At 69.6% G+C, this 26,567-nt stretch carries 27 protein-coding genes; 15 read left to right on the top strand and 12 right to left on the bottom strand.

Annotated features, from left to right (window positions below; translation table 11 throughout):
* Positions 1–190: 190 nt before the first annotated feature.
* A complete protein-coding gene (locus FHX37_RS20875) occupies positions 191–484 on the bottom strand; it encodes a lactococcin 972 family bacteriocin (RefSeq protein WP_141925996.1) in 294 nt (97 codons plus the stop codon).
* A 317-nt stretch (positions 485–801) separates the two neighbouring features.
* On the opposite strand from FHX37_RS20875, the gene FHX37_RS20870 reads away from it, so the two are divergent.
* The 4 genes from FHX37_RS20870 (at position 802) to FHX37_RS20855 (ending at position 4,031) form a co-directional block, all read left to right on the top strand.
* Positions 802–1,257, top strand: a complete 456-nt coding sequence (locus FHX37_RS20870) for a DUF6444 domain-containing protein (RefSeq protein WP_141925995.1) — start codon at positions 802–804, stop codon at positions 1,255–1,257.
* A 273-nt stretch (positions 1,258–1,530) separates the two neighbouring features.
* The gene (rraA, locus tag FHX37_RS20865; RefSeq protein ID WP_141925994.1) at positions 1,531–2,025 is read left to right on the top strand and encodes a ribonuclease E activity regulator RraA; all 495 of its coding nucleotides are present in this window, start codon (positions 1,531–1,533) and stop codon (positions 2,023–2,025) included.
* 191 nt (positions 2,026–2,216) lie between these two features.
* The gene (locus tag FHX37_RS20860; protein WP_246062481.1) at positions 2,217–3,023 is read left to right on the top strand and encodes an SDR family oxidoreductase; all 807 of its coding nucleotides are present in this window, start codon (positions 2,217–2,219) and stop codon (positions 3,021–3,023) included.
* Positions 3,024–3,155: 132 nt separating this feature from the next.
* Positions 3,156–4,031: a LysR family transcriptional regulator gene (locus tag FHX37_RS20855; protein ID WP_141925993.1), complete on the top strand. Its 876-nt coding sequence runs from the start codon at positions 3,156–3,158 to the stop codon at positions 4,029–4,031.
* A gap of 606 nt (positions 4,032–4,637) precedes the next feature.
* Here FHX37_RS20855 and FHX37_RS20845 read toward each other — a convergent pair.
* From FHX37_RS20845 to FHX37_RS20810, 8 genes are all read right to left on the bottom strand, one after another.
* Positions 4,638–5,282, bottom strand: a complete 645-nt coding sequence (locus FHX37_RS20845) for a bifunctional DNA primase/polymerase (protein ID WP_141925992.1) — start codon at positions 5,280–5,282, stop codon at positions 4,638–4,640.
* Positions 5,283–5,371: 89 nt separating this feature from the next.
* The gene (gene hemB, locus FHX37_RS20840; protein WP_141926271.1) at positions 5,372–6,358 is read right to left on the bottom strand and encodes a porphobilinogen synthase; all 987 of its coding nucleotides are present in this window, start codon (positions 6,356–6,358) and stop codon (positions 5,372–5,374) included.
* Between the two features lie 63 nt (positions 6,359–6,421).
* A complete protein-coding gene (locus FHX37_RS20835; RefSeq protein ID WP_141925991.1) occupies positions 6,422–8,104 on the bottom strand; it encodes a bifunctional uroporphyrinogen-III C-methyltransferase/uroporphyrinogen-III synthase in 1,683 nt (560 codons plus the stop codon).
* A 73-nt stretch (positions 8,105–8,177) separates the two neighbouring features.
* The gene (gene hemC / locus FHX37_RS20830) at positions 8,178–9,125 is read right to left on the bottom strand and encodes a hydroxymethylbilane synthase (RefSeq protein ID WP_141925990.1); all 948 of its coding nucleotides are present in this window, start codon (positions 9,123–9,125) and stop codon (positions 8,178–8,180) included.
* Positions 9,122–10,591 (bottom strand): glutamyl-tRNA reductase, encoded by a 1,470-nt coding sequence (locus FHX37_RS20825; RefSeq protein ID WP_141925989.1) that lies wholly within the window; start codon positions 10,589–10,591, stop codon positions 9,122–9,124. The genes hemC and FHX37_RS20825 overlap by 4 nt, the downstream gene beginning before the upstream one ends.
* A gap of 91 nt (positions 10,592–10,682) precedes the next feature.
* Positions 10,683–11,381 (bottom strand): redox-sensing transcriptional repressor Rex, encoded by a 699-nt coding sequence (locus FHX37_RS20820; protein ID WP_141925988.1) that lies wholly within the window; start codon positions 11,379–11,381, stop codon positions 10,683–10,685.
* Between the two features lie 380 nt (positions 11,382–11,761).
* On the bottom strand, positions 11,762–12,034 hold the full coding sequence (locus FHX37_RS20815) for a glutaredoxin family protein (protein ID WP_141925987.1): 273 nt from the start codon (positions 12,032–12,034) through the stop codon (positions 11,762–11,764).
* Between the two features lie 50 nt (positions 12,035–12,084).
* Positions 12,085–12,345 carry a MoaD/ThiS family protein gene (locus tag FHX37_RS20810; RefSeq protein WP_141925986.1) on the bottom strand — a complete coding sequence of 87 codons (261 nt, stop codon included), beginning with the start codon at positions 12,343–12,345 and terminating at the stop codon, positions 12,085–12,087.
* Between the two features lie 121 nt (positions 12,346–12,466).
* Between FHX37_RS20810 and FHX37_RS20805 the strand changes: the two genes are divergently transcribed.
* From FHX37_RS20805 to FHX37_RS20770, 8 genes are all read left to right on the top strand, one after another.
* Positions 12,467–13,258 carry a winged helix-turn-helix transcriptional regulator gene (locus FHX37_RS20805; RefSeq protein WP_141925985.1) on the top strand — a complete coding sequence of 264 codons (792 nt, stop codon included), beginning with the start codon at positions 12,467–12,469 and terminating at the stop codon, positions 13,256–13,258.
* 177 nt (positions 13,259–13,435) lie between these two features.
* The gene (locus tag FHX37_RS20800; RefSeq protein ID WP_141925984.1) at positions 13,436–14,779 is read left to right on the top strand and encodes a hypothetical protein; all 1,344 of its coding nucleotides are present in this window, start codon (positions 13,436–13,438) and stop codon (positions 14,777–14,779) included.
* 270 nt (positions 14,780–15,049) lie between these two features.
* Positions 15,050–16,000, top strand: a complete 951-nt coding sequence (gene mshD / locus FHX37_RS20795) for a mycothiol synthase (RefSeq protein ID WP_141925983.1) — start codon at positions 15,050–15,052, stop codon at positions 15,998–16,000.
* Positions 16,001–16,311: 311 nt separating this feature from the next.
* Positions 16,312–17,433 carry a phosphate ABC transporter substrate-binding protein PstS gene (gene pstS / locus FHX37_RS20790; protein ID WP_141925982.1) on the top strand — a complete coding sequence of 374 codons (1,122 nt, stop codon included), beginning with the start codon at positions 16,312–16,314 and terminating at the stop codon, positions 17,431–17,433.
* Positions 17,434–17,653: 220 nt separating this feature from the next.
* Positions 17,654–18,622 carry a phosphate ABC transporter permease subunit PstC gene (pstC, locus tag FHX37_RS20785; RefSeq protein WP_141925981.1) on the top strand — a complete coding sequence of 323 codons (969 nt, stop codon included), beginning with the start codon at positions 17,654–17,656 and terminating at the stop codon, positions 18,620–18,622.
* A 1-nt stretch (position 18,623) separates the two neighbouring features.
* On the top strand, positions 18,624–19,718 hold the full coding sequence (gene pstA, locus FHX37_RS20780; protein WP_141925980.1) for a phosphate ABC transporter permease PstA: 1,095 nt from the start codon (positions 18,624–18,626) through the stop codon (positions 19,716–19,718).
* A gap of 56 nt (positions 19,719–19,774) precedes the next feature.
* Positions 19,775–20,554, top strand: a complete 780-nt coding sequence (gene pstB, locus FHX37_RS20775) for a phosphate ABC transporter ATP-binding protein PstB (RefSeq protein WP_141925979.1) — start codon at positions 19,775–19,777, stop codon at positions 20,552–20,554.
* 173 nt (positions 20,555–20,727) lie between these two features.
* Positions 20,728–21,078, top strand: coding sequence for a serine protease inhibitor (locus FHX37_RS20770; protein WP_141925978.1), 351 nt, complete (start codon positions 20,728–20,730; stop codon positions 21,076–21,078).
* Positions 21,079–21,211: 133 nt separating this feature from the next.
* Here FHX37_RS20770 and FHX37_RS20765 read toward each other — a convergent pair whose 3' ends face one another.
* Both FHX37_RS20765 and FHX37_RS20760 read right to left on the bottom strand, forming a co-directional pair.
* Positions 21,212–21,502, bottom strand: coding sequence for a hypothetical protein (locus FHX37_RS20765; protein WP_141925977.1), 291 nt, complete (start codon positions 21,500–21,502; stop codon positions 21,212–21,214).
* Positions 21,503–21,618: 116 nt separating this feature from the next.
* Positions 21,619–22,236, bottom strand: coding sequence for a DUF47 domain-containing protein (locus FHX37_RS20760; protein WP_141925976.1), 618 nt, complete (start codon positions 22,234–22,236; stop codon positions 21,619–21,621).
* Positions 22,237–22,693: 457 nt separating this feature from the next.
* Here FHX37_RS20760 and FHX37_RS20755 point away from each other — a divergent pair, with 457 nt between their 5' ends.
* The 3 genes from FHX37_RS20755 to purM all read left to right on the top strand — a co-directional run bounded on the left by FHX37_RS20755 (position 22,694) and on the right by purM (position 25,856).
* Positions 22,694–23,182 carry a sterol carrier family protein gene (locus tag FHX37_RS20755; RefSeq protein WP_141925975.1) on the top strand — a complete coding sequence of 163 codons (489 nt, stop codon included), beginning with the start codon at positions 22,694–22,696 and terminating at the stop codon, positions 23,180–23,182.
* A 44-nt stretch (positions 23,183–23,226) separates the two neighbouring features.
* A complete protein-coding gene (gene purF / locus FHX37_RS20750) occupies positions 23,227–24,708 on the top strand; it encodes an amidophosphoribosyltransferase (protein WP_246062480.1) in 1,482 nt (493 codons plus the stop codon).
* An 86-nt stretch (positions 24,709–24,794) separates the two neighbouring features.
* On the top strand, positions 24,795–25,856 hold the full coding sequence (purM, locus tag FHX37_RS20745) for a phosphoribosylformylglycinamidine cyclo-ligase (RefSeq protein ID WP_141925974.1): 1,062 nt from the start codon (positions 24,795–24,797) through the stop codon (positions 25,854–25,856).
* 145 nt (positions 25,857–26,001) lie between these two features.
* Here the strand turns inward: purM and FHX37_RS20740 are convergent, their stop codons facing one another.
* Positions 26,002–26,286 (bottom strand): DUF3073 domain-containing protein, encoded by a 285-nt coding sequence (locus FHX37_RS20740; RefSeq protein WP_141925973.1) that lies wholly within the window; start codon positions 26,284–26,286, stop codon positions 26,002–26,004.
* Positions 26,287–26,567: the final 281 nt, after the last annotated feature.

The raw sequence follows: 26,567 nt of genomic DNA, 5'->3' as shown, positions 1-26,567 counted from the left end.
CGTGACAGTCGACCGCATGGCAGTAGTCCAATTAAACCGGAATCGAATACGTGACCCATATATTCCATGATTCCATTCACTACCATTGACATAATCCGTAGCAGCAATACTGGACGTTCCGGCCACAACACATGCTGCCAGAAAGCGAGTTAGGGAAACCGTCTAACCGAGTCTACCTATTCTCCTCGAATCAGCAGGTTTTATTCCAGTAAGTCTGGTTGTTCGCCCAGGCTTCAGGGGCACTGGCATATGATGTGTACCCAGCACTGGCCTCATCACGGTCCGTGTAAGTTCCCACAGCAGTGGACCCATGACAGACAGAATTGTGGTAATATGACGAGTAGACGTCACCATCGGAAAAACCGTGTGACCATACCCCGCCACCGACATGGTCGGTGGCGGCCACGACAGCACCGGCGCTCCCGAATGACAGCCCGACAACAATACCGGTTATTGCGGTAGCTCGTCTCACAAAGGACTTCATGTACAATCCTTAATAGGTAAATAGGTAATTTATCAAAAGCACGACCAAAGAAAAGGAATTTATTCAAAACATAAAAACCTTATATTCGAAATATTCTCAGCCCGACAACCCCTCGCATTGCTGGTTATTAAACAATTACTGAAAACGGTAACAATCATAGCGAAAGAAACACAACCTCCCATCACCTGCACTGATAGCTGAATCCAGGAAAAACGTAGCTATTCACGCTATTTCTGGAATTCAGACATAACGGGCAGGTCGTCGCTGATGTCGAAAAAAAGCGCCTGCGCAACAGCGGTCAACGGCATGATCGAGCCATGCCTTCCCCTTCTTCTGACGCGTCGCTTGAGCAGCTACTCGCGCGCGCGGAGAAGCTGGAGGCCGAGAATACGCAGCTCAAGCGGGAGAACGCCGAGTTGAAGCAGTGGCTGAGTCTGGACTCCACTACCTCGTCCAAGCCGCCCTCCAGTGATGGTCCGGCCGAGCCCACCCCGCGCTCGTTGCGCACCCGTTCGGAGAGAAAGCCCGGCAAGCAGCCCGGCGATGAGGGCACCATCCTGTGCCAGACCGGCGAGCCTGACCAGGCCGTGAAGCACTACCCAGCACATGTGAGGGCTGTGGGCCCCCTATTTTCCGGACAGGGTGCCCCCACACACCGCATCATCCGCCGAACCCGCCCACTGCTGGACGCCATCGAACACATCCCCCACCCCACCGACACCCGCCTGAGAGCCCCAGCCGACATCACCAACCACGCGGCCAACACCGACTAACGGACGAAGCCAAATGGCCAAGTTATTTTCCGGCAACCCCTAACTACCCGGCGTTGGGGGAACCCCAACGACTGCTTCACTCGCTCGCTCGATCCCCCTGGGATCGCATGACCAGCAGATACGACAGCCAACTCAGAGGATGAAATCGCCCTGGCGACACCTTCCACGGACGCGGAAGTGGAATGGACGTCCCCCGCGCCACGGCGCCCCGACGCGCGCGCCACCGGACCGGCCAGTAACTTGGGGCCACCGTTGCCAACCGTGAGGAGTGCCATGACCACCAACGTCGCCACCGCGGACCTGATCGACGCGCACGGGGACGCGATCGCCAGCTGCGCGACCCAGTTCCGGCAGTTCGGGGCGCGGACCACCTTCCACGGACCGGTCGCCACGGTCCGGTGCCACGAGGACAACGGCCTGGTGAAGGAGCTGCTGCACCAGCCCGGGCAGGGCCGGGTCCTGGTGATCGACGGCGCGGGTTCGCTGCGCAGCGCCCTGATGGGGGACCTGATCGCCGAGGCCGCGGCCGGGAACGACTGGGCCGGGGTGGTCATCCACGGGGCCGTCCGGGACGTCGCCACGCTCGCCGGCATCGACCTGGGGATCAAGGCGCTGGGGTCGAACCCCCGCAAGTCCGCCAAGGCCGGGGCGGGCGCCCAGGACGTCCCCGTCACCTTCGGCAACACCGTCTTCACCCCCGGCTCCTGGCTGTACAGCGACGAGGACGGCATCGTCGTCAGCGCCACGGAGCTTCCCCTGGAGGGGTGACCGACCGCCCCGGGGCCGCGTTCCGGCAGCCGGCCCGCTGACGGCTCCCGCGTCACCGCCGCGCGGACGAGCGATTCCGCTGCCCCCGGCGAACCCGTCCCACCGGTGCCCTGGGGGTATCGGCCGTGCTTGTGGGAGCACGCGACATTCGTGTTTCCCCCCGACCACACCGGGCCTCTAGCGTCGGTGCCGTGGCCACACGAAGGCCACTGACCAGCACCGGAGTGACAGAAGAGGGGGCCGGCATGGCTGGCAAGCTGCAGGACAAGGTCGTGGTGCTCGGCGGGGGCGCGAAGAACCTGGGCGCGCTGTTGGCCACGACCTTCGCCAACGACGGGGCGAAGGTCGTGGTGCACTACCACAGCGACTCCTCGGCCGACGACGCGGACAAGACCGTCAAGGCGGTGCAGGAGGCCGGGTCGCGCGCGGTGGCGGTGCAGGGCGACCTGACCCGGGTGGCCGACGTGCGGCGGCTGTTCGACACCGCGGTGGACACGTTCGGCGGCGCGGACATCGCGGTGAACACGACCGGGATGGTGCTGCGCAAGCCGATCCTGGAGACCACCGAGGAAGAGTACGACCGCATGTTCGGCGTCAACGCCAAGGCGGCGTACTTCTTCATCCAGGAGGCCGGACGGCGGCTCAACGACAACGGGAAGATCATCAGCCTGGGAACCTCGCTGCTGGCCGCGTTCACCGACGGCTACTCCACCTACGCGGGGGGCAAGGCCCCGTTGGAGCACTTCACCCGCGCGGCGGCCAAGGAGTTCGCCGACCGCGGCATCTCGGTCAACACCGTGGCGCCCGGCCCGATGGACACCCCGTTCTTCTACCCGCAGGAGACGCCCGAGCGGGTGGAGTTCCACAAATCCCAGGCCATGGGAAACCAGCTCACCCGGATCGAGGACATCGCCCCGATCATCGAGTTCCTGGCCACCGACGGGTGGTGGTTCACCGGGCAGACGATGTTCCCCAACGGTGGCTACACCACCCGCTGAGGGAAGGCAGGACGGTGCGGGCGGCACGCGGGGGCTGCCGTCCGCACCGCACGCGCCTCCCGGGAAGCGCCCGGCCCCGGCCAGGCTCGCCCCGGGCGACCACCGACCAGCGCACCACGAACAGGACGTGCCGTGAGCCTGGACCTGCACAAACTGGAACACCTCGTCGCGGTCGCCGAGGAGGGCAGCTTCACCCGAGCGGCCGCCCGCCTGCACCTGTCCCAGCAGGCGCTGTCCACCTCGATCCGCGCCCTGGAACGCGAGGTCGGCGTCGACCTGCTCGACCGCGGCGGCAACACGGTCACGGTGCTGGACGCCGGCAACGCGCTGGTCGAGGACGCGCGCGTGCTGCACGGGGTCGCCCGCTCCGCGGTACAGCGCGTCCGCAGGATCGGCCGCGGGGAGGCGGAGACCCTGCGTATCGGCCACACCCCGGCCGTCACCGGCGAGGAGGTCGCCGCCCTGCTGAGCCGGGCCCACGCCGCCCGCCCCGAGCTCTCCCCCGAGGTCAACCAGCGCTACCCGCACGAGCTCACCCAGCAGCTCGTCGACGGGGAGCTGGACATCGGCCTGTGCCGCGCCATGACCGGCGCGCACGGCCTCGTCCGCAACGTCCTGACCCACCACCGCCTGCACGTGGCCGTGGCCGCGGACCACCGCCTCGCCGGGCGTGACACGGTCCAGCTGGCCGAACTGGCGGAGGAGCCCATCATGGTCTGGGGCCACCCGGGCAGGTCCGGCTACACCGACCTACTCGTCGACCACTGCCGTCAGGCCGGGTTCGAGCCCCACGTCCGCCGCACCCCCATCCAGGGCACCCCGCCGGTCAACGCCGTCCTCGGCACCGACTGCGCCGCATTCGTCACCACAGCTCCCGGACCCGCGGCCGGGGGGCGGGTCCGGGTCCTCGACCTCCAGCCGCCCCGTTTCGTGCCGCTGTACGCGCTCTGGCCCCAGCACACCACCAGCCACGCCCGGGACGCCTTCCTCGCCACGGCGGCCGGGTGAGGTAGGTGTACTGGCCGTGGGCTGGAACGTCGCATCCCTTCGCACAGCGAGCAGACGCGGTCAGACCGCGATGGACATCGGCGGCGGTGACTGCGCCGGCATCACCCGCGGCACTCCTATCGCCGACGAGCGCACCTGCATAGTAGCCGGGCGGACAGCCGATCCGGACACGCCAGGTATCCAACGCTGTGACAGACCTGGTTTCCGGGCCGCTCCCGGATCACGGGGCGGGACCAAGGACAGCGCTCTCCTGGCCATCGGTAGACCCGGTCCCCGTCCCGGGTTCTGCCGCGTCTCTTGCGCGGGATCCGACCGCCAGGCGGCCCAGGGGTCGATCAGCTCGATGCCGGCACTGGAGAAGTCCCTGGTGTTCCGGCTGGCGCATGAGACGCCGCACCCCGGCCGGAAGCTCGGCGAGGGTGACCGTGGTGATGGCGACCTCGCCGGTGAGCGATTCCAACCACTCGGGGACCCGGACACCAGGCTGCCGGCGGAAGACCTCCGAGATGACATTGGTGCCGAGGACGACCGCTCGAACGCACACTGTGCTGTCCGTGCACTGATCACGGCTGATCCACCGGCAGCGCAGAAGCCACCCAGCGCTGTCTAGCCCATGACGTCGGTGAGGACGTCCAGCACGGTGATGGGGTCGGGCAGCGCCACCGGGGCCGCGCCGTCGCCCGGCGGGCGGATCCAGGAGGCGTGGTCGCCGCTCGGCAGCCGGGACGGGGGCGCGAGCACATAGCTGTCCCGGCAGTGCCACCGCAGCCCGGGGGTCTCCCGGACGGTCTCCGGGAAGCAGTCGAGGTGGCAGGACCACCACTCGTCCTCGTCGGTGGGGGAGCGCGTCGCGACGAAGAACAGGTAGCGGCGTCCCTCCATGCGCGCCACCGGCCCCGGAACCACACCGTTCGAGTCCATGCGGGCGAGCGCGTCCGCGCCGGTCCTCGCGGGGACGTCGAGAACGTCGAACACCCTGCCGGTCGGCAGGATCACGTTCGCTTCCGGGGTGGCCGTCCACCACCGGTTCAGGGTCTCCGGCGCGGTGTTGGCCTCCATACGCCACGCCGCCGACATCGGGTGCGCCGCGGGGTCGGGACAACCGATCCGGTCGCAGGCGCACGACCGGCCCTTGGCCGCGGGTTGGGCGCCGCGGCACACCGGCCACCCCAACGCCGCGTACCCGAGTGCCGCACCCAGCCTGCTGTTCACCGCCTGCCGGCGCTTGCGTCGGGGTACGACGCTGGCCATGGCTGCCCCCTTCTCCGGTCGCGTCCGCGGGCCGGTGCCGGTCTCCTCCCGGCCGGGGCCCGCGGCCGACCGGGAGCGGGTTCTCCCGGTTACCGCAACAGCCTGGCGGCTTCGGCGGCCCAGTAGGTGAGGATCTGGCGGGCGCCTGCCCTCCGGTAGCTGACCAGGCTCTCCAGCACGGCGCGCTCCCGGTCGACCCAGCCCTGGCGCGCGGCGGCCTCCACCATGGCGTACTCCCCGCTGACCTGGTAGGCGGAGACCGGGACGGTGGCCGTGTCGGCGATCCTCGCGATGATGTCCAGGTAGGCCAGCCCCGGTTTCACCATCACCATGTCGGCGCCCTCCCCGATGTCGAGCTCGGCTTCGCGCAGCGCCTCGGTGGCGTTGGCCGGGTCCTGCTGGTACCCGCTGCGGTCCCCGAACTGCGGGGCGCCCTCCGCCGCCTCCCGGAACGGTCCGTAGAACGCGGACGCGTACTTGGCGGCGTAGGCCAGGATCGCCACGTCGGTGTAGCCCGCGTGGTCCAGCGCCGCGCGGATCGCGCCGACCTGGCCGTCCATCATCCCGCTCGGCGCGACGACCTGGACGCCGGCGTCGGCCTGCGCCACGGCGATGTCCGCGTACCGCTCCAGGGTCGCGTCGTTGTCCACGTCGCCCGAGAGCGTGAGCAGGCCGCAGTGTCCGTGCGAGGTGTACTCGTCCAGGCAGAGGTCGGCCATCAGCACGGTGTCGTCGTCACCGAGCTCCGCGGAGAGGTCGCGCAGGGCCTGCTGGACCACGCCGCCCGGGTCGTCCGCGGCCGACCCCCGCTCGTCCTTGTGCGCCGGGATACCGAAGAGCATCAGCCCGCCCACGCCGGCCTCCACCGCGTCCAGCGCCGCCGCGCGCAGGCTGTCGCGGGTGTGCTGGACGACGCCCGGCATGGACTCCACCGGTTGCGGCTCGTCGATGCCCTCCTTGACGAACATCGGCAGGATCAGTTCCTCGGGCCGCGGCCGCGTCTCGGCGACCAGGCGCCGCAGCGCGGGGGTGCGGCGGAGCCTGCGGGGGCGGGCTGCCGGGTAGCGGGCGCTCATCCGGGGGCTCTTCCTCTCACTGGAGTGGTCGGTACTGGTGGGGCTCACCCGTGCAAGGCGGGGTCACATACTCTTGCGCCGCCGGCCGCGGCGTTTCTGGCTGGGTTTCAGCACGGGCTTGCCCGCCGCGATGGCTTCGGCGCGCTGGTTGGCACCGTACTCGGAAAGGGCCTCCGCCAGTGCGGAAACGGACGGTTTCGGCGCGACGACGTCGACACGCAGCCCGAACTCCTCGGCGGTTTGGGCGGTCTTCTCCCCGATAACGGCGATAACGGTGGTGTTGTGCGGTTTGCCCGCGATGCCGACCAGGTTGCGCACCGTGGAGGAGGAGGTGAACAGCACGGCGTCGAACCCGCCGCCCTTGATCGCCTCGCGTGTGGCGGCCGGCGGCGGCGCGGCACGCACCGTGCGGTAGGCGGTGACGTCGTCGACCTCCCAGCCGAGGTCGCCCACTCCCGCCGCCAGGGTCTCGGTGGCGATGTCGGCCCGCGGCAGCAGCACCCGCTCGATCGGGTCGAGCTCGGCGTCGTAGGGCGGCCACACGTCCACCAGCCCCGAACTGGACTGCTGGTTCTCCGGCGGCGTCAGGTCCGGCTGGATGCCGAACTCCCGCAGCGCGGCGGCGGTCTGCTCGCCGACCGTCGCCACCTTGACGCCGGCGAACGCGCGGGCGTCCAGCCCGTAGTCCTCGCACCGCTCCCGGATCGCCTTCACCGCGTTGACCGACGTGAACGCGACCCACTGGTACCGGCCGGTGACCAGGCCGCGGACGGCCCGCTCGATCTGCTGCGGCGTGCGGGGCGGTTCCACCGAGATCGTGGGAACCTCCTCCGGCACGGAGCCGTAACTGCGCAACTGCTCGGACAGGCTCGCCGCCTGTTCCTTGGTGCGCGGCACCAGGACGCGCCAGCCGAACAGGGGGCGCGTCTCGAACCAGGACAGCTCCCGCTGCTGGTTCACCCCCTCACCGACGATGAGGGTGGCCGGGGAGGTGACGTGGTACCCCTTGGCGTCGGCGGACTTGAGGTCCGTGGTGAGCCGGGAGAGCGTGGAGACGACGGTGCTCTGCTCCGTCGTACCGCCCATGCGGGTCACCGCGACCGGGGTGGTGGCCTCCCGGCCTCCCGACACGAGCGCCTTGCACACCTTGTCGAAGCTCGGCGCCGCGCCGGCGGTGTTCTCGCCCCACCGCGCGTCGGGGAACATCACCACCAGGGAGGCGTTGCCGTGGGCGATCCGCTCCCAGTCCAGGTCGGGGTCGTTGGCGTTGACGACGCGCAGCTCACTGACACCGTCCGGCATCAGCGGGACACCCGCGAAGGTGGGCACGGACGTCGCGGCGGACAGGCCGGGCACCACCTCGAACCCGACGCCGGCGCGCTGGCACGCCGCGGCGAGCCGCCCGCCGCCGCAGCCGAACAGCGGGTCACCGCTGTACAGCCGCACGACGTTGTCGCCCTCCTTCGCGCGGGACACGGTGAAGGCGTCCACGTCCTCGCACTCGTCCGGGTGCACCACGGTGACGTCGGCCGGACAGTGGGTGAGCAGCGCCTCGCGGTGTTTCGCCAGTTCCGGGCTCGGCTCCTGGACCATGCAGACCACGTCGGCCTTGGCGAGGACGGTGACGCCCCGCAACGTCAGCATCTCCGCGCCGCCCGGTCCGGCCCCCACGAGGAAGACCTGGCCCACCGAGGGCGCGGCCGGGGTCTCGGGCCGCTCCTCCTGGTTGTCACTGTGCGGATTCACTGTGTGCTGGCTCCTCAATTCTCCGCTTCCGGCGCCTGCCCGACCAGGATCGGGGCGGGTGGCGCTCGCTGTCTCAGCCCGACGCGGCGTCGGCCACGATACGGTCCGCGCCCTCACCGATCATCTCGCCGGCCAGCTCCCGTCCGAGGTCAGCTCCGGTACCGGCCGCTTCCGCGTCCGGCCGCAACGCGGTGGTGCGTTCGCGCCGTATCGCCTGGCTGCCGTCGGTGGCGACGACGACGGCACTCAGCCGCAGCCAGTCGTCGCCCACCTCGGCGTAGGCGCCCACGGGCGCAGCGCAGCCGGCCTCCAGCTCGGCCAGGATGGTGCGTTCGGCCGTCACCGCGGCCCGGGTGGGACCGTGGTCGACCGCCGCGAGATAGCCCAGGTCGTCGGCGGCGCGGCCGGTGGTGCACTCCACGGCCAGCGCCCCCTGCCCCGGGGCGGGCAGCATGCGGTCCGGACCGAACACGTCGGTGACGCTGTCGGTGCGCCCCACCCGGGTGAGTCCGGCGTAGGCCAGGACGACGGCGTCGACTTCCCCCGAGGAGACCTTGCCCAGCCGCGTCTCCGCGTTTCCGCGGATCGGGACGAAGGTGAGGTCACCGCGCAGCGCGGCGAGCTGGGCGGACCTGCGCGGCGAGCCGGTTCCGATCACCGCCCCGGAGGGCAGCTCGTCGAACGAGAGGCCGTCACGGGCGCACAGCGCGTCGCGGGGGTCGTCGCGGCGGGTGATGGCGGCCAGGGTCAGGCCCTCGGGGAACGCGGTCGGCAGGTCCTTGAGGGAGTGCACCGCGAAGTCGACGTTGCCCGCCACGATCTCGTCCCGCAGGGCGTTCACGAACACGCCGGTGCCACCCAGCTGGGTGAGGTTCGCGTTCGTGGTGTCCCCGGAGCTGGTGATCTCCACCAGCTCCACGGGGGTTCCGGAGGCCTCGGTGAGGGCGTCGGCGACGATGCGCGACTGCGAGGTGGCCATGGTGCTGCGGCGGGTGCCGAGCCGGGCCGGGGCGGGTGTCACGGGTTTCCCTCCCCATTCGCGGGGTGTGTGGACTCCGCCCGGCTCACCGCGTCCGGTGCGGCGGGGTCGAGGGCGAACAGCTCCCGCAGCGCGGCCTCGTAGGAGTCCCCGTCCGGACCGGCCGCCAACTCCTTCACCCGCACCGTGGGGTGGTGCAGCAGCTTGTCGACGACGCGCCGCATCGCGTTGGTGACCTCGCCGCGGGTCTTCTCGTCGAGGTCCGGCAGGCGCCCGTCGAGCCGTTCCAGTTCGGCGTCCAGGACGGTCTTGGCCTTCGTGCGCAGCGCGACGACGGTGGGCGCGACCAGGTCGGCGCGACGCACGGTCTGGTACTCGGAGACCTCCTCGTCGACGATCTCGCGGACGACGGAGAGCGCGCCCGCGCGTCCGGAGGTGTCGTCGGCCCCCGCGTCGGCGGCCTGCCGCAGGTTCTCGATGTCGACCAGGCGGACACCGGGCAGGTCGCGGACCCCCGCGTCGACGTCGCGCGGGAGCGCGAGATCGAGGAACACGAGCGGGTGGGAGTCCGCACGTCCGGTGAGGGCCTCGGAGACCTCCGCGCCGGACAGCACCAGTTCCTGGGCGCCGGTGCAGGACACCACCAGGTCCACCTCGGACAGGACGCCGGAGGCCTCGTCGAACGGGACGGCGTGGCTGCTCATCGGCTCGTAGGCCTCGGTGAGGCACTCCGCCAGGCGCACGGCCCGGTCGTGGGTGCGGTTCGCGACCGTGACGGCGCTCGCGCCCTGCCGGGCGACCGTGTTGGCGGCCAGCGCGCTCATCGAGCCGGCGCCGAGCACCAGCACCCGCAGTCCGGTGAGCGGCTGCGGCTGCGGCACGGCGGCGGCGACCTCCTCCGCGCCGCCGGCGGGGCAGCCGCCCGCCTCGGTTTCCGGTAGGGCGCCCGCCGCCGCGGCACCGCCGGCCTCGGGGCGCAGGTGCCGCAGCGCCACGGTCAGGCCCAGGTTGACCATGTCGGCGCCGGCGTGGTCCAGGTGGGTCTCGGTGTGGGCGCGTTTACCGACGCGCAGTGCCCGCTGGCCGAGGTCGTTCAGCGCGCGGCCGATGGTGCCCGCTTCCTGGGCGTCCTTGATGGCGTCGCGTACCTGGCCCAGGATCTGCCCCTCGCCGACCACCATCGAGTCGAGGCCGCAGGCCACGGAGAACAGGTGCTGGACTGCGCGTTCCTCGTAGTGCACGTAGAGGTGCGGGGACAGCTCGTCCAGCGGCACCCCGCTGTACTGGGAGAGCAGCTCCGTGACGGTGGTCACGCCTGGGTGGAACCTGGCCACGTCCGCGTGGATCTCCGTGCGGTTGCACGTCGAGACCATCATCACTTCGTTCACCGTCGCCGCGTTGGACATCTCCGACATGGCCTTACGGCGGGTCTCGTCGTCCAGAGCGACACGCTCCAGTAACGCCACGGGCGAGCTACGGTGGCTCAGCCCCACGGCGAGGACACTCATCTGCACTCCAATGCGGATACTTCCACGGCACTCCGTTCTCTTGACCGTCGCACACGTGGTGAGCCACGCGCGGGCGGGTCCGGTTTGACGGTCATGACGTGTCGTCCTGGGGCTCGATCCATCCCGGGCTGAGATGGCCGTCGGCCTTCCGCTGCTCGTGGAAGGCCAGGATCTGCAGCTCGATGGACAAATCGACCTTACGCACTTCGACGCCCGTGGGCACGTTGAGCACGACCGGGGCGAAGTTCAGCACACTGGTGACACCGCTCTCGACGAACCGGTCACACACGCTCTGCGCTGTCGACGCGGGGGTGGCCACCACCCCGATCGATATCCTCTCGGCCGCAACAACGTCCTCCAACGTGTCGATATGCCCGACGCTGATACCGGCGACCCTGTCCCCCACCACGGAGGTGTCCGCGTCCAGCAGGGCGGCGATACGGAATCCCCGGGTACCGAACCCACCGTAGTTGGCCAGCGCACGGCCGAGGTTTCCGATTCCCACGATGGCCACCGACCAACCCTGGGTGAGTCCAAGCTCACGCGAGACCTGGTAGATGAGGTACTCGACGTCGTAGCCGACCCCGCGTGTCCCGTAGGAGCCCAGGTAGGAGAGGTCCTTGCGCAGTTTCGCCGGGTTCACGCCCGTGGACGCGGCGAGCGCGTCGGAGGAGACCGTCGGTGTTCCGCGCTCGTGCAGGCTCTGCAGAGAGCGCAGGTAGACCGGGAGCCGGGCGACGGTCGCCTCGGGTATTCCCCTGTCCCGGGGATGCGGTGTCGAGGGGGTCACGCGTGCGCTCCTGAGCGGCAGTCGTTACGACGATCTCGGTCGGGCCGGAGGGCAGGGCCCGGACCCTGTTCGGTGGACTCCTGTTCTCCCGCGCGAGGTCCCGACACCGCGTCCGCGGCGCTCCCGGTGTTCGACAGGATCGTTCTGCCTCCGTCCTCCGCCGTGCCAACGCGGCACCGGCCGCGCCGCCCGCGGCGGACGGCCGCCCGTCGAACAGGCCCAGCGCCGAAACGGCGTCGAACTCCGTCAGGAGCGCGCGCCCCATCTGTCAAGCCCCCGGCCGGAATGGATTGTGGCCACAGATTACGCCCTTGTGAAAGTACGCACAAAGTAGGTGCGCTCCGCTGCTTCCACCGGACACGCCCGGGATGTGGGGCCGGTCACGATGCCAGTGCCGCGCGCAGGCGGTCCTCGCTCACCCGCCAGAAGTCGTGCGGCTGCCCGTCCACGAACGTCACCGGGATCTTGTCCCAGTAGTCCTCCTGGTCCTCCTCGGAGGCGAGCGTGAGATCGCGCACTTCGTAGCCCACGCCGAGCTCGTCCGCCACCCGTTCGATCGTCGCCAGCGCCTCCTCGCACAGGTGGCAGTCCGGCTTACCGAGCATGGTGATCCGGGTCTTGGCCCGCCCTTTCCCCGTGTTCGCAACGCCCATGGGCTGTTCCTTCCTTCCTCGCAGCGCAACCGAACCGGGAGGGGCCGCGCTCATCCGCCGGCGAACGGCGGCAGCACCTCGACGACGCTTCCCTGGGCGAGCTCCACTCCGTCGTGGGGCCGCGTTCCCACCGGCTCCTCGTCCACGATGAACGAGGAGCGGTCCAGCACGCGCAGCAACCGGTCGTTGTCCGCGTGGGTGGCGCGCACCCGCGCCAGCGCGTCGGCCAGGGTCGGTCCGGTGCAGGGTTCCTCCGCCGTTCCGGCGGCTTCCTTCGCCGCGGCCCAGTACCGAATGGTCGCCCGTATCATCGGTCAGCTATCCTTGCATATCTCGGAGGCGAATCTACTCGAACAATCCTCACCGGGGGCAATGGCGCCTGCGGCGTCGTGGATCACCCTTCCAGCGGGATGGGATGACGGGAAGAGACGCATGAGTCATCTGCTGCTACTGACGAATTCCAACGAACCGTCGGACCACGTTCTACCCGCCCTCGGTCTGCTCCTGCACACCGTGCACGTGGCGCCTGCGGAGGCCGGAAGCCTGCTCGCCTCGGGCGGCGAGCCCACCCAGAAACCGACCGACGCCGTCCTCGTCGACGCGCGCGGCGAGCTGGCGCCCACCCGCGACCTGTGCCGGCTGCTGAGCACCACGGGTCTGGACTGTCCGCTCGTCGGCATCTTCACCGAGGGCGGGATCGCCGCCCTCAACACCGACTGGCACCTGGACGACTTCCTGCTCACCTCCGCCGGACCCGCGGAGGTCGAGGCGCGGTTGCGACTGTCGGTGGGCCAGAACGGCGCCAGGGCCGACGATCCGGACGAGATCCGCCGGGGCGACCTGGTCATCGACGAGGCCACCTACATAGCGCGGCTCCGCAGCCGGATCCTGGACCTGACGTTCAAGGAGTTCGAACTGCTGAAGTTCCTCGCGCAGCACCCCGGCCGGGTCTTCACCCGGGTCCAGCTGCTCCAGGAAGTGTGGGGGTACGACTACTTCGGGGGGACACGGACGGTGGACGTGCACGTGCGCCGGCTCCGGGCGAAGCTCGGCGCGGAGCACGAGTCCCTCATCGGAACGGTGCGCAACGTCGGTTACCGGTTCACCCCCGACACCGAGACGAAACCTCCGACACTGGAGTCACAGCAGTACGAGGAGGAGACCACGCCCGGGACGTCCCCGGACATTCCAGACCCGTTGGAAAGCGGCATCCTCGGAAGCTGAGACCAGGCTTTTTCCTGCTAAAACGGAAATCGCCGGCGTTAGGGGCTCGTCCTCGTTCCAGGAACCTCCTAGGATGCTGGGACACCGGTGGTGCGGCCCACCGCTCCCCGACGGTCACGGGCCGCACCGGTCGCGCCCAGCAGCAGCGTGAGCGGCGACGCGAGGAGGCCAGCCCCCATGTCCAGCACGGACCCGAAGCTTTCCCGAGCGACCCTGCGGAGAATGGCAGCCGTACCGATCGGCTCCCTGTTCATCGGATCGACCCTGGTCGCTCTGGCACCCTCCGTTGCCGCGTCCCCACCCGCGGTCGTCCTGTCCCCGGCGATCTCCTCCGTCGCCGCGGGTGAGACCGCCACGATGACGGCACGTGTCTCCGGACTTCCGGACACGACGTGCCTTTACGGGATCAGCGCCAGTGGCGGGTTCTCCGCCCAACCGTTCGACTCCGCGACCGCACCGGCGTCGACGGTGGTGACGGGGACCCCGCAGGAGGACGCGACGGTCACCGCCACCGTCACCTACGCCCCCGACGTACCCGAGGGCACCGCGTGTTCCGACGTCAGCGACGCCGACCGGGAGCAGGTCACCTCCTATCCGGCGACCGTCGCCGTCCCGGCCGGTTCCGGGGAGGACGGCTCCGGTGAGGAGACCGAGGCCCCCGACGACAACGGATCCGAGGAGGACGACTCGGACTCCGACGGGTCCGAGGACAGCGACGACGGGTCCGGCGACGGTTCCAACGAGGACTCGGACGAGGGCTCCGGGGACGGGTCCGAGGACAGCGAGGACTCCGGCGAGGGCTCCGACGGCGGCTCGGACGACTCCGGGGACGACTCCGACGGTTCCGGGGGCGACTCCGGAGAGGACACCGGGAACCCCGACGACAACGGATCCGAGGAGGACGGCTCGGACTCCGGCGAGGACACGGACAGTTCCGACGAGGAGTCCGGGGACGGGTCCGAGGGCAGCGAGGACTCCGGCGACCCGGGCCAGGGAACCGAGACCGGCGCCACCGACGAGACCGGCGGCACCGGCGACGAGGACGGGGACGCGGGGGACTCCGGAGAGACGGACGGACAGGGTTCCGGCTCCGGCGGCGACCACACCCCCGACAGCTCCGAGGAGGGAGACGAGAGCCCCGACGGCCAGCGCCCCTCCGGCCCCTCCCCCGAGCGGGGAACAACCCCCGACTTCTCCCTGCCGGACCAGCCGTTCTCCGACGACGGGCCGTCGCTGCCGACCGGCGACGCCGACCTTCCCTCCCTCGACTCGGCCCCGCCCGAGGACCTGGCGGAACTACCCACCGTGGATCCCGGCGAGAACGGCGACGGCGGCGCGGAGACGGACGAGGGCAACACCACGGTGGCCGCCGAGAACGACAGTCTCGCCACCTCCGCGGCCACTCCCGCCGTGCTGCTGCTCTTCATGCTGCTGCTCGTGCTGCTGTCGGCGCCGATGGCACCCGCGCGCCGGGTACGCACGGGTATCGCCAGCTACCAGGGACGCCGCCGCAGGAACTGACGTTCAGCGCCGCGGCGGACCCAGGGTGCTGGGTGCTGGGCGGAGGCCGCTCGTCGCGACCCGCGCACCCGCTCGCGTGAGCGGGTGCGGCACGTCCGGACGCGGCCCCGACGGCCGCAAGGTCGACGTGCGGGCGACATGACCGCTGCCGTCCCCTCCCCGTCGCCACCCGGCCGGAGGGCCCCGGCCGGGTGCCGTCCGACGGAGGCTGTTCGTCCGGCGCGGCACTGGACGCCGCGCAGCGGAACACCCGCGACTAGGCTCTGGTGCATGAGCTACGTCCACATCACCACGGAACTGAACGAGGAGGAGGCCGGGGCGGTCTCCGAGCTGGCCTCCTCCGCGCAGCGGCACGACGGGGTCGCTCCGCTGTCGGAGCAGACCCTGCTGCGGGTGCGGCACCCGCAGCCCGACACCTCCCGGTTCCATCTGCTCTACGAGGACGCCACGAGGTCCACGCTGCTTGGGGTGGCGTTCGCCGAACGCGTCCCCGGCTCGCCCGACTCCGGCGAGCTCGTGGTGGCGCCGGACCAGCGGCGCCGCGGTCACGGAGCCACGCTGCTGCGCTCCCTCTCCGCGGACGCCCCGCCCGAGGGTGCGCGGGTGTGGGCGCACGGGAGGCTCGACGGCGCCGCGGCGCTGGCCCGGTCGAGTGGCATGCAGCAGGTGCGCGGGCTGCTCAAGATGCGGATGCCGCTGCGGGGGGACTCCCGGCAGGCCGCTCCGGAGCTGGCCGAACCGGTGCTGTCCGGGGCCGGAGCGCGGTTGACCGTCCGTCCGTTCACCGTGGGCGCGGACGAGGAGGAGTGGTTGCGGGTCAACTCCGCCGCGTTCGCGGACCACCCCGAGCAGGGGCGGCTCACCCTGCAGGACGTCCGGGAGCGGGAGGCCGAGCCCGCGTTCGACGCCGCGGGGTTCTTCGTCGCCGAGGACACCGACGGCCGCTTCGCCGGTTTCCACTGGACCAAGCTGCACCCGGACGGGGCCGGGCTGACCGACGGGGAGACCGTGGGCGAGGTGTACGCCATCGGGGTGGCTCCCGAGTGGCAGGGCACGGGATTGGGCAGGGCCCTGCTCCTGACGGGGCTGCGCCACCTGCGGGACCGCGGGCTGCCGTGGGTGCTGCTGTACGTGGAGGAGGAGAACCGGCCGGCGGTGGGACTGTACGAGTCGCTCGGTTTCACGGTGTGGGACGCGGACGTGATGTACGCCGTCCGCTGAGGGCGGCCCCCGGTGCCGCTTCCCCGGCCCGCCGTACGGCCCCGGCCCGCGGCACAGCGCCATAGGCACCCGAACTGCCACATTCCGGAGAAACAGCAGGTCAGCGGCGTGCGGATGCGGTCATGTGGCGCGATTCACCCGCGATACACAGGCGCTACTCCAGTCCTTCCAGCGATCTAGCCTCGCCGTTCACTCCATGTTCACTGTTCTTGGGAGAGCTGGTCACTTCCGCTCCGTACCTTCACATTTGGCGAGGTGCTCGACTGGACTCGCCCAAAGGTGACGAAGTCCACAGGAAGGACAACGGAGCTGTGAAGCTCTTCAAGTACGGCCAGTTCGCGGGGATCGCCGTCGCTGGCACCCTCGCGCTCTCGGCCTGCGGAAGCGACCAGGCCGTCGACCCGGAGAACAGCGAGGCCGCGGCGGCCGGTGACGTCGAGTGCGTCGATGGCGGCGGAACACTCTCCGGAGCCGGGGCCAGCTCGCAGGAAAACGCCATGAAAACCTGGAAGGCCGCCTACGAGGGGGCCTGCGAGGGGGCGACGGTGAACTACGACTCGGTGGGCTCGGGTGCCGGCCGGTCCCAGTTCATCGACGGCGCCGTCTCCTTCGCCGGGTCCGACGCGGCGCTGGACTCCGAGGAGACCGAACAGGCGACCGAACGGTGCAGCGGCTCCGAGGCGATCAACCTCCCGGCCTACATCAGCCCCATCGCGGTCACGTTCAACCTGGACGGGGTGGACTCGCTGAACCTCCCTCCCGAGGTCATCGGAGGCATCTTCAACCAGAAGATCACCCAGTGGGACGATGAGAGCATCGCGGAGGCGAACCCCGACACCGACCTTCCCAGCGAGAAGATCATCCCGGTGAACCGCTCGGACGAGTCCGGCACCACGGAGAACTTCGTCTCCTACCTCTCCGAGGCGGCGGGCGACTCCTGGCCGCACGACGTGAGCGGCAACTGGCCGATCGAGCCGGCCGAGGCGGGGCAGGGATCCTCCGGTGTCGTCTCCGCCATCGAGGGCGGCAACGGAACGATCGGCTACGTGGACGCCTCGCACGTCACCGAGGACCTCGGCACGGTCAACGTGGGCGTCGGCGACGACTTCGTGGAGTACTCCCCCGAGGCCGCGGCCGCCATCGTGGACGCCTCCTCCCCCCGCGAGGAGAACACCGAGAACGACCACGCGATCGACCTCAACTACACCGGCAGTGACTCCAGCGTGTACCCGATCGTCCTGGTCAGCTACCACGTCGCCTGCATGGAGTACGAGGACCAGAACACGGCGGACCTGGTGAAGAGCTTCCTGAACTACGTGGTCAGCGAGGACGGCCAGCAGGCCGTCGCCGAGGAAGCCGGCTCCGCGCCGATCACCGAGGACACCCGTGAGTCCCTGCAGAACACCATCGACTCGATCTCGGCCGGCGCCTGATTACGACGACCCATCCTCCACTCTCCGGTGGGACACACGCCCGCAGGGGCGGGTCCCACCTTTCGGCATGTCCGGTCCCGGCGGCGCGGCCCGCCCGTCATGGTCGCACCGCCCCCGGACAGGCGTCAGAATGTAACAGGCCTTGTCATCGCACGTCAGGCATGGACCGAAAATACTCGCCCACGGGTGAATATCCGGCCCATCCGCACCGGAGTCATCAATGACCACCACGGACTCGTCACCGGCGCCTCCAGCGCCACAGGGCAAACGCGCCCGCCGCCTCGGCGACGTCTTCTTCGCCAACGCCGCACGCGGCTCGGGCGTGTTGATCCTCGCGATCCTCGCGGGGGTCGCCCTCTTCCTCGTCATCCAGTCGACAGATTCGCTGCAGGCCAACACGGCGAACTTCTTCACCACCGAGAAGTGGGACGCGAGCACCCGTGAGGACCCGGCGTTCGGTGTCGCCGCGCTGGTCTTCGGCACGGTGCTCGCCGCCGGGCTCGCCCTGCTGCTCGCGACCCCCGTCGCCATCGGGATCGCACTGTTCATCGTCTACTACGCGCCGCGGCGCATCGCGGCGGTCCTGGGCTACGTCGTCGACCTGCTGGCCGCGATCCCCAGCGTCGTCTACGGGCTGTGGGGAATCGGGTTCCTCGTCGTCCAGCTCGCCCCGTTCTACGAGACGCTGGAACGCTACCTGGGGTGGATACCGCTGTTCGCGGGTCCGGTCTCCACCACGGGCCGGACGATCCTGAGCGCGGGCATCGTGCTCGCGGTCATGATCCTGCCGATCATCACCGCCATGTCCCGCGACGTCTTCTACCAGGTGCCGCAACCGCACCGGGAGGCCGCGCTGGCGCTGGGAGCGACCCGGTGGGAGATGATCCGCACCGCCGTCCTGCCCTTCGGCCGCCCCGGGGTCATCGGCGGCGCCATGCTCGGACTGGGGCGCGCCCTCGGCGAGACCATGGCGGTGGCGATGATCCTCTCGCCCTCCCTGGTCATCTCCCCCAACCTGCTCCAGAGCGGGAACCAGACCATCGCGGCCCACATCGCGCTGCAGTACCCGGAGGCCACCGGCTACGGCGTGTCCGCGCTGATCGCCGCCGGCCTGGTGCTCTTCGCGATCACCCTGATCGTCAACATGGGTGCGCGGTTCGTCGTCGCGCGGCGCAAGGAGTTCTCCTAAGATGACTACCACGACGCAACCAGCTTCCACCGGCGCCGCGGGCGAGGGTCCTTCCTCCCACACGTCCGCGCTGCGGACCGGTTCGCTCCCGCGCTACACCGAGCCCGTCCTGCTGGCGGTGACGGCCGCTGTCGTCGGCGGCGGGCTGTTCGCCCTGGACGTGTTCCATGTCGTGACGTTCGGGCTGCTCACCGCCGCGCTCTACCTGACGGCCATCGGCGTCGCCTCCGGGATCATGGAGAACTCCCGGCGCGCCAAGGACCGCCTCGTGACGGGCGTCGTCTACTGCTGCTTCATCGTGGCCATGGTGCCGCTGGTGTCGCTGCTGTGGACCGTGGTGGTCAACGGGATGGCACGGTTCGACGGTTACTTCCTGACCGTTTCCATGAACGGGGTGCTGCCCAGCATGGAAGCCGGCGGGGTCTACCACGCGATCGTCGGGACCGTGATGATCACCGGTTTCGCGACGCTCATCTCGGTCCCGATCGGGCTGATGACCGCGATCTACCTCGTGGAGTACGGGCGCGGGAGACTGAAACAGGCCATCACCTTCTTCGTCGACGTCATGGTCGGTATCCCCTCGATCGTCGCCGGCCTGTTCGTCGTCGCGCTGTGGATGATGCTGTTCGGCCCCGGAGAGACGAACGGCGCCGCCGGCGCCGTGGCGCTGTCGGTGCTGATGATCCCCGTGGTGGTGCGCTCCAGCGAGGAGATGCTGCGGCTGGTCCCCGACGAGCTGCGTGAGGCCTCCTACGCCCTGGGGGTGCCGAAATGGCTCACCGTGGTCAAGGTGGTGCTGCCCAACGCGGTGGCCGGCATCACGACGGGAATCATGCTCGCTCTGGCACGCGTTATCGGAGAGACGGCCCCGCTCATGCTCACCGCGGGCATGGCGGCCTCCAAGATCAGTTGGAACCTTTTCGACGGCCAGATGATGAGCCTTCCGGTGTTCATCTACTCCCAGGTCCGCCTGGGCGGCGAACAGGACTACGACCGCGCCTGGGCCGCCGCGCTGACGTTGATCCTCATCGTGATGCTGCTGTTCTTCCTCGCGCGGATGGTGTCCCGGTTCTTCGCGCCGAAGACCCGGCGTTGAGCGCCTCCTGACAACGAGATCCAGACCCACTTGTGAGAACCGGAGGAACTACTCCCGTGGCCAAACGAATTGACGTCTCCGGACTGCACGTCTACTACGGCGACTTCCTGGCCGTGGAGGACGTTTCGATGACGATCGAGCCGCGGTCCGTGACCGCGTTCATCGGATCCTCCGGGTGCGGCAAATCGACGTTCCTGCGCACCCTGAACCGGATGCACGAGGTGGCGCCCAACGCCCGCGTCGATGGCAAGGTGATGTTGGACGACGTCGACATCTACGGCCCCGACGTCGACCCGGTGGCGGTACGCCGCGAGATCGGCATGGTGTTCCAGCGCGCCAACCCGTTCCCCACGATGTCCATCTACGACAACGTCATCGCCGGGGCGAAGCTCAACAACAAGCGGCTCGGCAAGGAGAAGGCCGACGAGATCGTCGAGCGTTCACTGCGGGACGCGAACCTGTGGGAGGAGGTCAGGGACCGGTTGGGCAAACCGGGCGCCAGCCTCTCCGGCGGACAGCAGCAGCGCCTGTGCATCGCCCGCGCCACCGCGGTCGAACCCGAGGTGCTGCTCATGGACGAGCCGTGCTCGGCACTCGACCCGATCTCCACGCTGGCGATCGAGGACCTGATCTCCAAGCTCAAGGAGAACTACACCATCGTGATCGTCACGCACAACATGCAGCAGGCGGCACGGGTGAGCGACCGGACGGCGTTCTTCAACCTCGCCGGGACCGGTGAGCCGGGCAGGCTCATCGAGATGGACGACACCAACAAGATCTTCACGAAACCGGAGTCGAAGGAGACCGAGAACTACATCACCGGCCGGTTCGGGTAAGCCGGCGGTGCGCCGCCCCCGCCTCCGCCTCCGGTAGCCGGCCCGCCGGTCCCCTCCGGTACCGCTACCGGGTGTGGGCGCCCATCCCTCGGATAGTCATTTTCCGTGACATTACATGAGCACAGAGTGATACATTCACGGTGTTCACTGTCGTGGAGGAAAGGCGTTTCCGTATGGGCCGCACCACCGCTGCCGTTTTCCTGCTGACCACCGCCGCCACGCTCGCCGCGGGCGCACCGGCCGCCAGCGCCGCCGTGGCGGGCGACCACCTCACCATGCCCCGGCACCAGAGCTCCCAGTGCGACGGCAAACAGGAGTGGCCCGAGCTGCTCGGCGCCGACGCCCGGGAGGCGAGCGAGACCGTGGAAGCCGAGAACCCCGACGTCACCGCGCGTGTGCTGCGGGAGAACACGCCGACCACCGCCGACTTCCGGTGCGACCGGGTGCGGATCTACACCGACGGCTCGGACTACGGGAACGGGGACGGCACCAACACGGTGACCCGTGTTCCCCGCGTGGGCTAGGTCCCGCCGCAACGGCTGTGGAGCCAGTGCCAGGCTCGGCGGCTGAGCCTGGCACTGGCTCCACAGTGCGTACCGAACGCCAGGAGACCGGAGCGTGGCACGGGGCCGGGGACGCCACCGCCTCCGGCCGGGGTCACACGCCGAGGTCGACCCGCCCGTGGTCGATGAGAAGCGACTTGAACTGGGCCATGTAGTTCTCGTAGTCGTGGCGGCGGATGCCCCACAGACCGGGAGCGGCGAGGAGCTGCGCCTGTTTGAGGGAGAGCGGGAGGAGCTGGCCCTTCAACCCGAAGGCCTCGATGACCACCACCAGACGGGAGATCTCCTCCTGCTCCTCCGGAGCCTGGTTCGTCAGCCAGTCGATGTTGCCGACGATCTCCCGCAGCGCGTCCCCGGGAACGTTGATCCGGTACTGCTCAGCCACTCGCTTCCCCTCTCTCCACCAAACGGACCCTAGTACGTTCCGCCTCCCATGGTGGCTTCTCACGGCGGAAGGCGCGCACCGTCCCGTCCCACCGGCGTCACGAGCGAGAGACGGCCTCAGGACACCTTGACGGCGATGCTCTCCACCGTGTTCGCCACGTGCTCGAACGCGTCGGCCGCCGTCTCCAGCTCCTCGATGACGTCCTTGAGCTTGAGCACGGTGAGGGCGTCGTACTCACCGCTGAACAACCGGGCCAACAGCCGCCGGTAGATCTGGTCGGCCTGGTTCTCCAGCTGGTTGATCTCGATCCAGTACCGCGTGAGGCCCTTCATCGAGCGCAACCGCGGCATGGCCTCTGCTGTCAGCTCCGCGGAGCGCTCCAGCACCTCGACCTGGTCGATGATCCCCTTGGGTAGCCGGTCCAGTCCGTACAGGCCGATCAGATCCACGGCGGCTTCCATGCAGTCCATGACGTCGTCCAGGCAGGAAGCCAGCCGGTATATGTCCTCCCGATCGAACGGTGTGGCGAAGCTCTCGTTGAGTCTTCGCATGATCGCGTGTGTCCTGTCGTCTCCCGCGTGCTCGCAGGCACGCATCTTCTCCGTGATGGCGTCACGGTCGGCACCGTCGCTGATCAGCTCGACCAGCAGACGCGCCCCGATGACCAGATTGTTCGCCGAGTCGGCGAACATCTCGTAGTAGCTGTCATCACGCGGAGTCAGGCGCAAGCGCACATCTATCTCCCGGAGTGCGGTGCTTGTCCGGCCGTACCACTCCTCGGGCACGGGTAGCGGCGGACACCACAGTGCCCGCCCGAGCCTGTTGCGGCGTTTCCGGGAACATTTCCCTCATAATCCGGTTTTCAGCGCACCAGTAACCGAAACCCGGCATGGTGCCGTGTTCATCCTAACCGTCGCTGGGCAGCGCACCGCTCGTAGGAACCGACGCGCCCCGCCACCGGGCGTGTACGGGCGGCCCGTCCGCCCGCTCCATGCGCACGGACACCCCTGCTGGGCAGCCACCCATCTCCTCCTCCACACGCCCGACATCCGGCGTTCACCGATCGGATCGGATAAATCCGTCCGAAGCCAGTTTCCACGGGTAGGCCGCCCAGGGCAACTGTCTTCGACGGCCCCATCGGCATAACCCCGCGGCGGCGGGGCCCGCCGAACAGGAGTTACCCTCGGGACCATGCCCGCCAGGTCCTCCGCAACACAGCGACACCACGCGGCGCTGCTGTCGGCGCTGCGGTCCCAGCTCGCGGCGTTGGGCGAGGACAGCGCCGCGGAACAGCCGCACTCCGCGGAGACCGGGAACGACCCCTCCGCGGCGTTGTCGGCGTGCGCCTCGGCGGTCGTACGCGCCCACGAGGCCGGGCAGCAGCCCGTGCGGGAGGCGCTGCGCGCTGTCGTGCGCTCCAGCCTGGCGGAGCTCGCCCAGCGCGCTCCGGGGCGCAGCGTGGAGGTGCGCGTGCCGCCGTTCAGCGCGGTCCAGGTCATCGCGGGGCCGCACCACACGCGCGGCACTCCGCCCAACACGGTGCAGACCGACCCTCTCACCTGGGTCCGTCTCGCCACGGGCCGCCTCTCCTGGGAGCAGGCCCGCGCCGAGGGGAGTGTGGAGGCCAGCGGAAACCGCGCGGACCTGGCCCCGTGGCTCCCGTTGTGGCCGTCCCGGTAACCCGCCTGGTGTTTTCCCGGCAGGCAGCCACTACGCTGGGAGACGTGGCGCAATCCGACGGCCGACCCAGCACCGGCACCGCCCCGACCGACCGCGGTCCGCAGGACGCCTGCGGCGTGTTCGGCGTGTGGGCTCCCGGCGAAGAAGTCAGCAAGCTCACCTACTTCGGACTGTACGCGTTGCAGCACCGCGGCCAGGAGTCCGCGGGCATGGCCCTGAGCGACGGGGAACGCAGCGTCGTCTACAAGGACATGGGACTGGTCTCCCAGGTCTTCGACGAGGCGACCCTGGAGTCGCTGCACGGCCATGTGGCGATCGGCCACTGCCGCTACTCCACCACCGGATCGTCCGTGTGGGAGAACGCACAGCCGACGTTCCACACCGCGCGCGGCGGCGGCCTCGCCCTGGGCCACAACGGCAACCTCATCAACACCGCGGAGCTGGCGGCGATGCTGCCGGCCGGCCAGCGCGACGCGACCACCGACACGGAGATCCTCACCGGGCTGCTCGCCAACAGTCCCGAAGCCAGCACCGAGGACGCGGCGATGGCGCTGCTGCCGCACGTACGCGGCGCGTTCTGCCTGGTGTTCATGGACGAGAACACCCTCTACGCCGCGCGCGACCCGCAGGGGGTACGCCCCTTCGTCCTGGGCCAGCTGGAGAGCGGCGGCTGGGTGGCCGCCAGTGAGACGGCCGCGCTGGACATCGTCGGCGCGGCGCCGGTGCGCGAGATCGAGCCCGGCGAGCTGGTGACCGTGGACGACCGGGGGGTGCGTTCGCGCCGCTTCGCGCCGGCCGAACCCAAGGGGTGCCTGTTCGAGTACGTCTACCTCGCCCGCCCCGACACCACCATCGCCGGACGCAACGTCAACTCCGCCCGGGTCGAGGTGGGGAAACGGCTCGCCCGGGAGCACCCTGTCGACGCGGACCTGGTGATCCCCGTCCCCGAGTCGGGAACACCCGCCGCCGTGGGCTACGCCGAGGGCAGCGGGGTCCCGTTCGCCCAGGGGCTGGTGAAGAACTCCTACGTGGGCCGCACGTTCATCGAACCCAGCCAGTCACTGCGCCAGCTCGGCATCCGGCTCAAGCTCAACCCGCTGCGCGACGTCATCGCGGGCAAGCGGCTGATCGTCGTGGACGACTCCATCGTGCGCGGCAACACGCAACGCTCCCTGGTCACCATGCTGCGCGAGGCCGGGGCGGCCGAGGTTCACGTCCGTATCTCCAGTCCGCCCATCATGTGGCCGTGCTACTACGGCGTGGACTTCGCCACCAAGTCCGAGCTGCTGGCGGGCAACCTGTCCGTGCCGGAGATCCGCGACTCGATCGGCGCCGACTCGTTGGCGTTCATCGCGCTGGACGAGCTCGTCGCCGCCACGCAGGTACCGAAGAACCAGCTCTGCCGCGCCTGTTTCGACGGTGAGTACCCGATCGACGTCGACCCCACCCTGCAGGACAAGTACCTGCTGGAGAAGTCCTGTGGCGGGCCGGAGAAGGACTCACTGGCCTCCGGAGCCCACCAGTAGCGCTCCCCCGCGCCGCCGCGGCGCACCCGTCCCGTGTCGACTGCCGCGGCCGCGGCAGCACCAGCCAAGCATCGGAAAGGTTTCGCGTGGCAGAAGGTTCCCAGGAGAACAGCCCGTCGGCCTACGCGGCCGCCGGGGTCGATGTCGCGGCGGGCGAGCGCGCGGTCGACCTGATGAAGCAGCACGTGGCGCGCACCCGGCGACCGGAGCAGGTGTCCGACCCCAGCGGCTTCGCCGGCCTGTTCCAGCCCGACCTCAGCCGCTACCGCACGCCGGTCCTGGCCACCTCCACCGACGGGGTCGGCACCAAGGTGCTACTGGCCCAGGCGATGGGCAGGCACGACACCGTCGGCATCGACCTGGTGGGGATGGTGGTCGACGACCTCGTGGTCAGCGGTGCCGAGCCCCTGTTCCTGACGGACTACATCGCCTGCGGGTCGGTGGTTCCCGAACGCGTCGCCGAGATCGTCAGCGGGATCGCCGAGGGGTGCCGGCAGGCGGGGTGCGCCCTCCTGGGCGGGGAGACGGCCGAACACCCCGGCGCCATGGAACCCGAGGAGTACGACCTGTCGGCGGCGGGAACCGGCATCGTGGACCGGGACCGGGTACTCGGACCGCACCGTGTCCGGGCGGGGGACGCCGTCATCGCGATGTCCTCCTCCGGCCCGCACTCGAACGGGTACTCGCTGGTCCGGCGAATCCTGGACGACCTCGGAATGGACCTCGACACGTACGCGCCCGAGCTGGGAGGTCCGGTGGGTGAGGCCATGCTCACCCCCACGCGGATCTACGCTCCCGACTGCCTGGCACTGGTCGACGAGGTCGAGGTGCACGCGTTCTCGCACGTGACGGGAGGAGGACTGGCCTCCAACCTCGCCCGCTGCCTCCCGGAGGACCTCCACGCGCGGTTGGACCGCGGCACGTGGACACCCGGCCCGGTCTTCTCGTTCCTCGCCCAGCGCGGCGGGATCTCGCCAGAGGACATGGAGGCCACGTTCAACATGGGCGTCGGCATGGTCGCGCTGGTCGCCGCGCACGACGCCGACCGCGCTGTGCGGACGCTGAACGAACGGGGGGTGCCGGCGTGGCTGGCCGGCTCGGTCGCCTCCGGTGCCGGGGAGGTCCGGTTGGAGGGAACACATGCCTGAGTCCGCCCCCGGCCGCGGGGGTGTACGGCGCCCCCGTACAGAGACAAGCCGACCCGAGCCACCTCAGCGGATCGAGTCGGCTATGTCTGTCTGCTATATCCGGTTATGCGGCATTCACGCCCCACAGGCGATCCACAGCGACGGTTCAGCGCGAACCATCCGACGCGTCGGACTCCTCCACCGTTTCCGTCGTCGTGTTCTCACCGCGCGGGGGCACATCCGCGAAATCCGCATAACGGTCGATCAGTTCGTCGTAAGGGTCCGCATAGACGTCTTCCGCCGGCGCGTACGGATCCGCCGACGACGAACCGTCTTTCTCAGCGACACCCAGCTCCGACCGCAGCCGATCAAGGTCGGTGTGGCCGGCTGCGCTGTACTTCAACCGCCGGGCGACCTTCTGCTGCTTGGCCTTGGCTCGGCCGCGCCCCATTGGCTCGACCCCCTCAACGATTGGGTTCTCTGACCCCAGATCACTAGCAAAACCGCACTTGCGGGCTGACGGCCGTCACCGCACTGACGACAGGCGTCAGCGTACGTACGGGTACAACCGTACCCGGTTTGGAAGCAACCTGCCTACGCCACCCACGCCGATCGACCCGTGCGGCATGCCACGGGAACCGTGACATGGGTATACCGCGTCAGCCTGGTGATTGCACGTATACGTTCGCCATCTTCTCCGGGGACCACTGCACGGGCCACAGGCGAGCCCCG

This window comes from Haloactinospora alba (assembly GCF_006717075.1).
In the GTDB taxonomy this organism is placed as follows: Bacteria; Actinomycetota; Actinomycetes; order Streptosporangiales; family Streptosporangiaceae; genus Haloactinospora; species Haloactinospora alba.
This window is presented reverse-complemented; position numbering and strand designations above follow the sequence as displayed.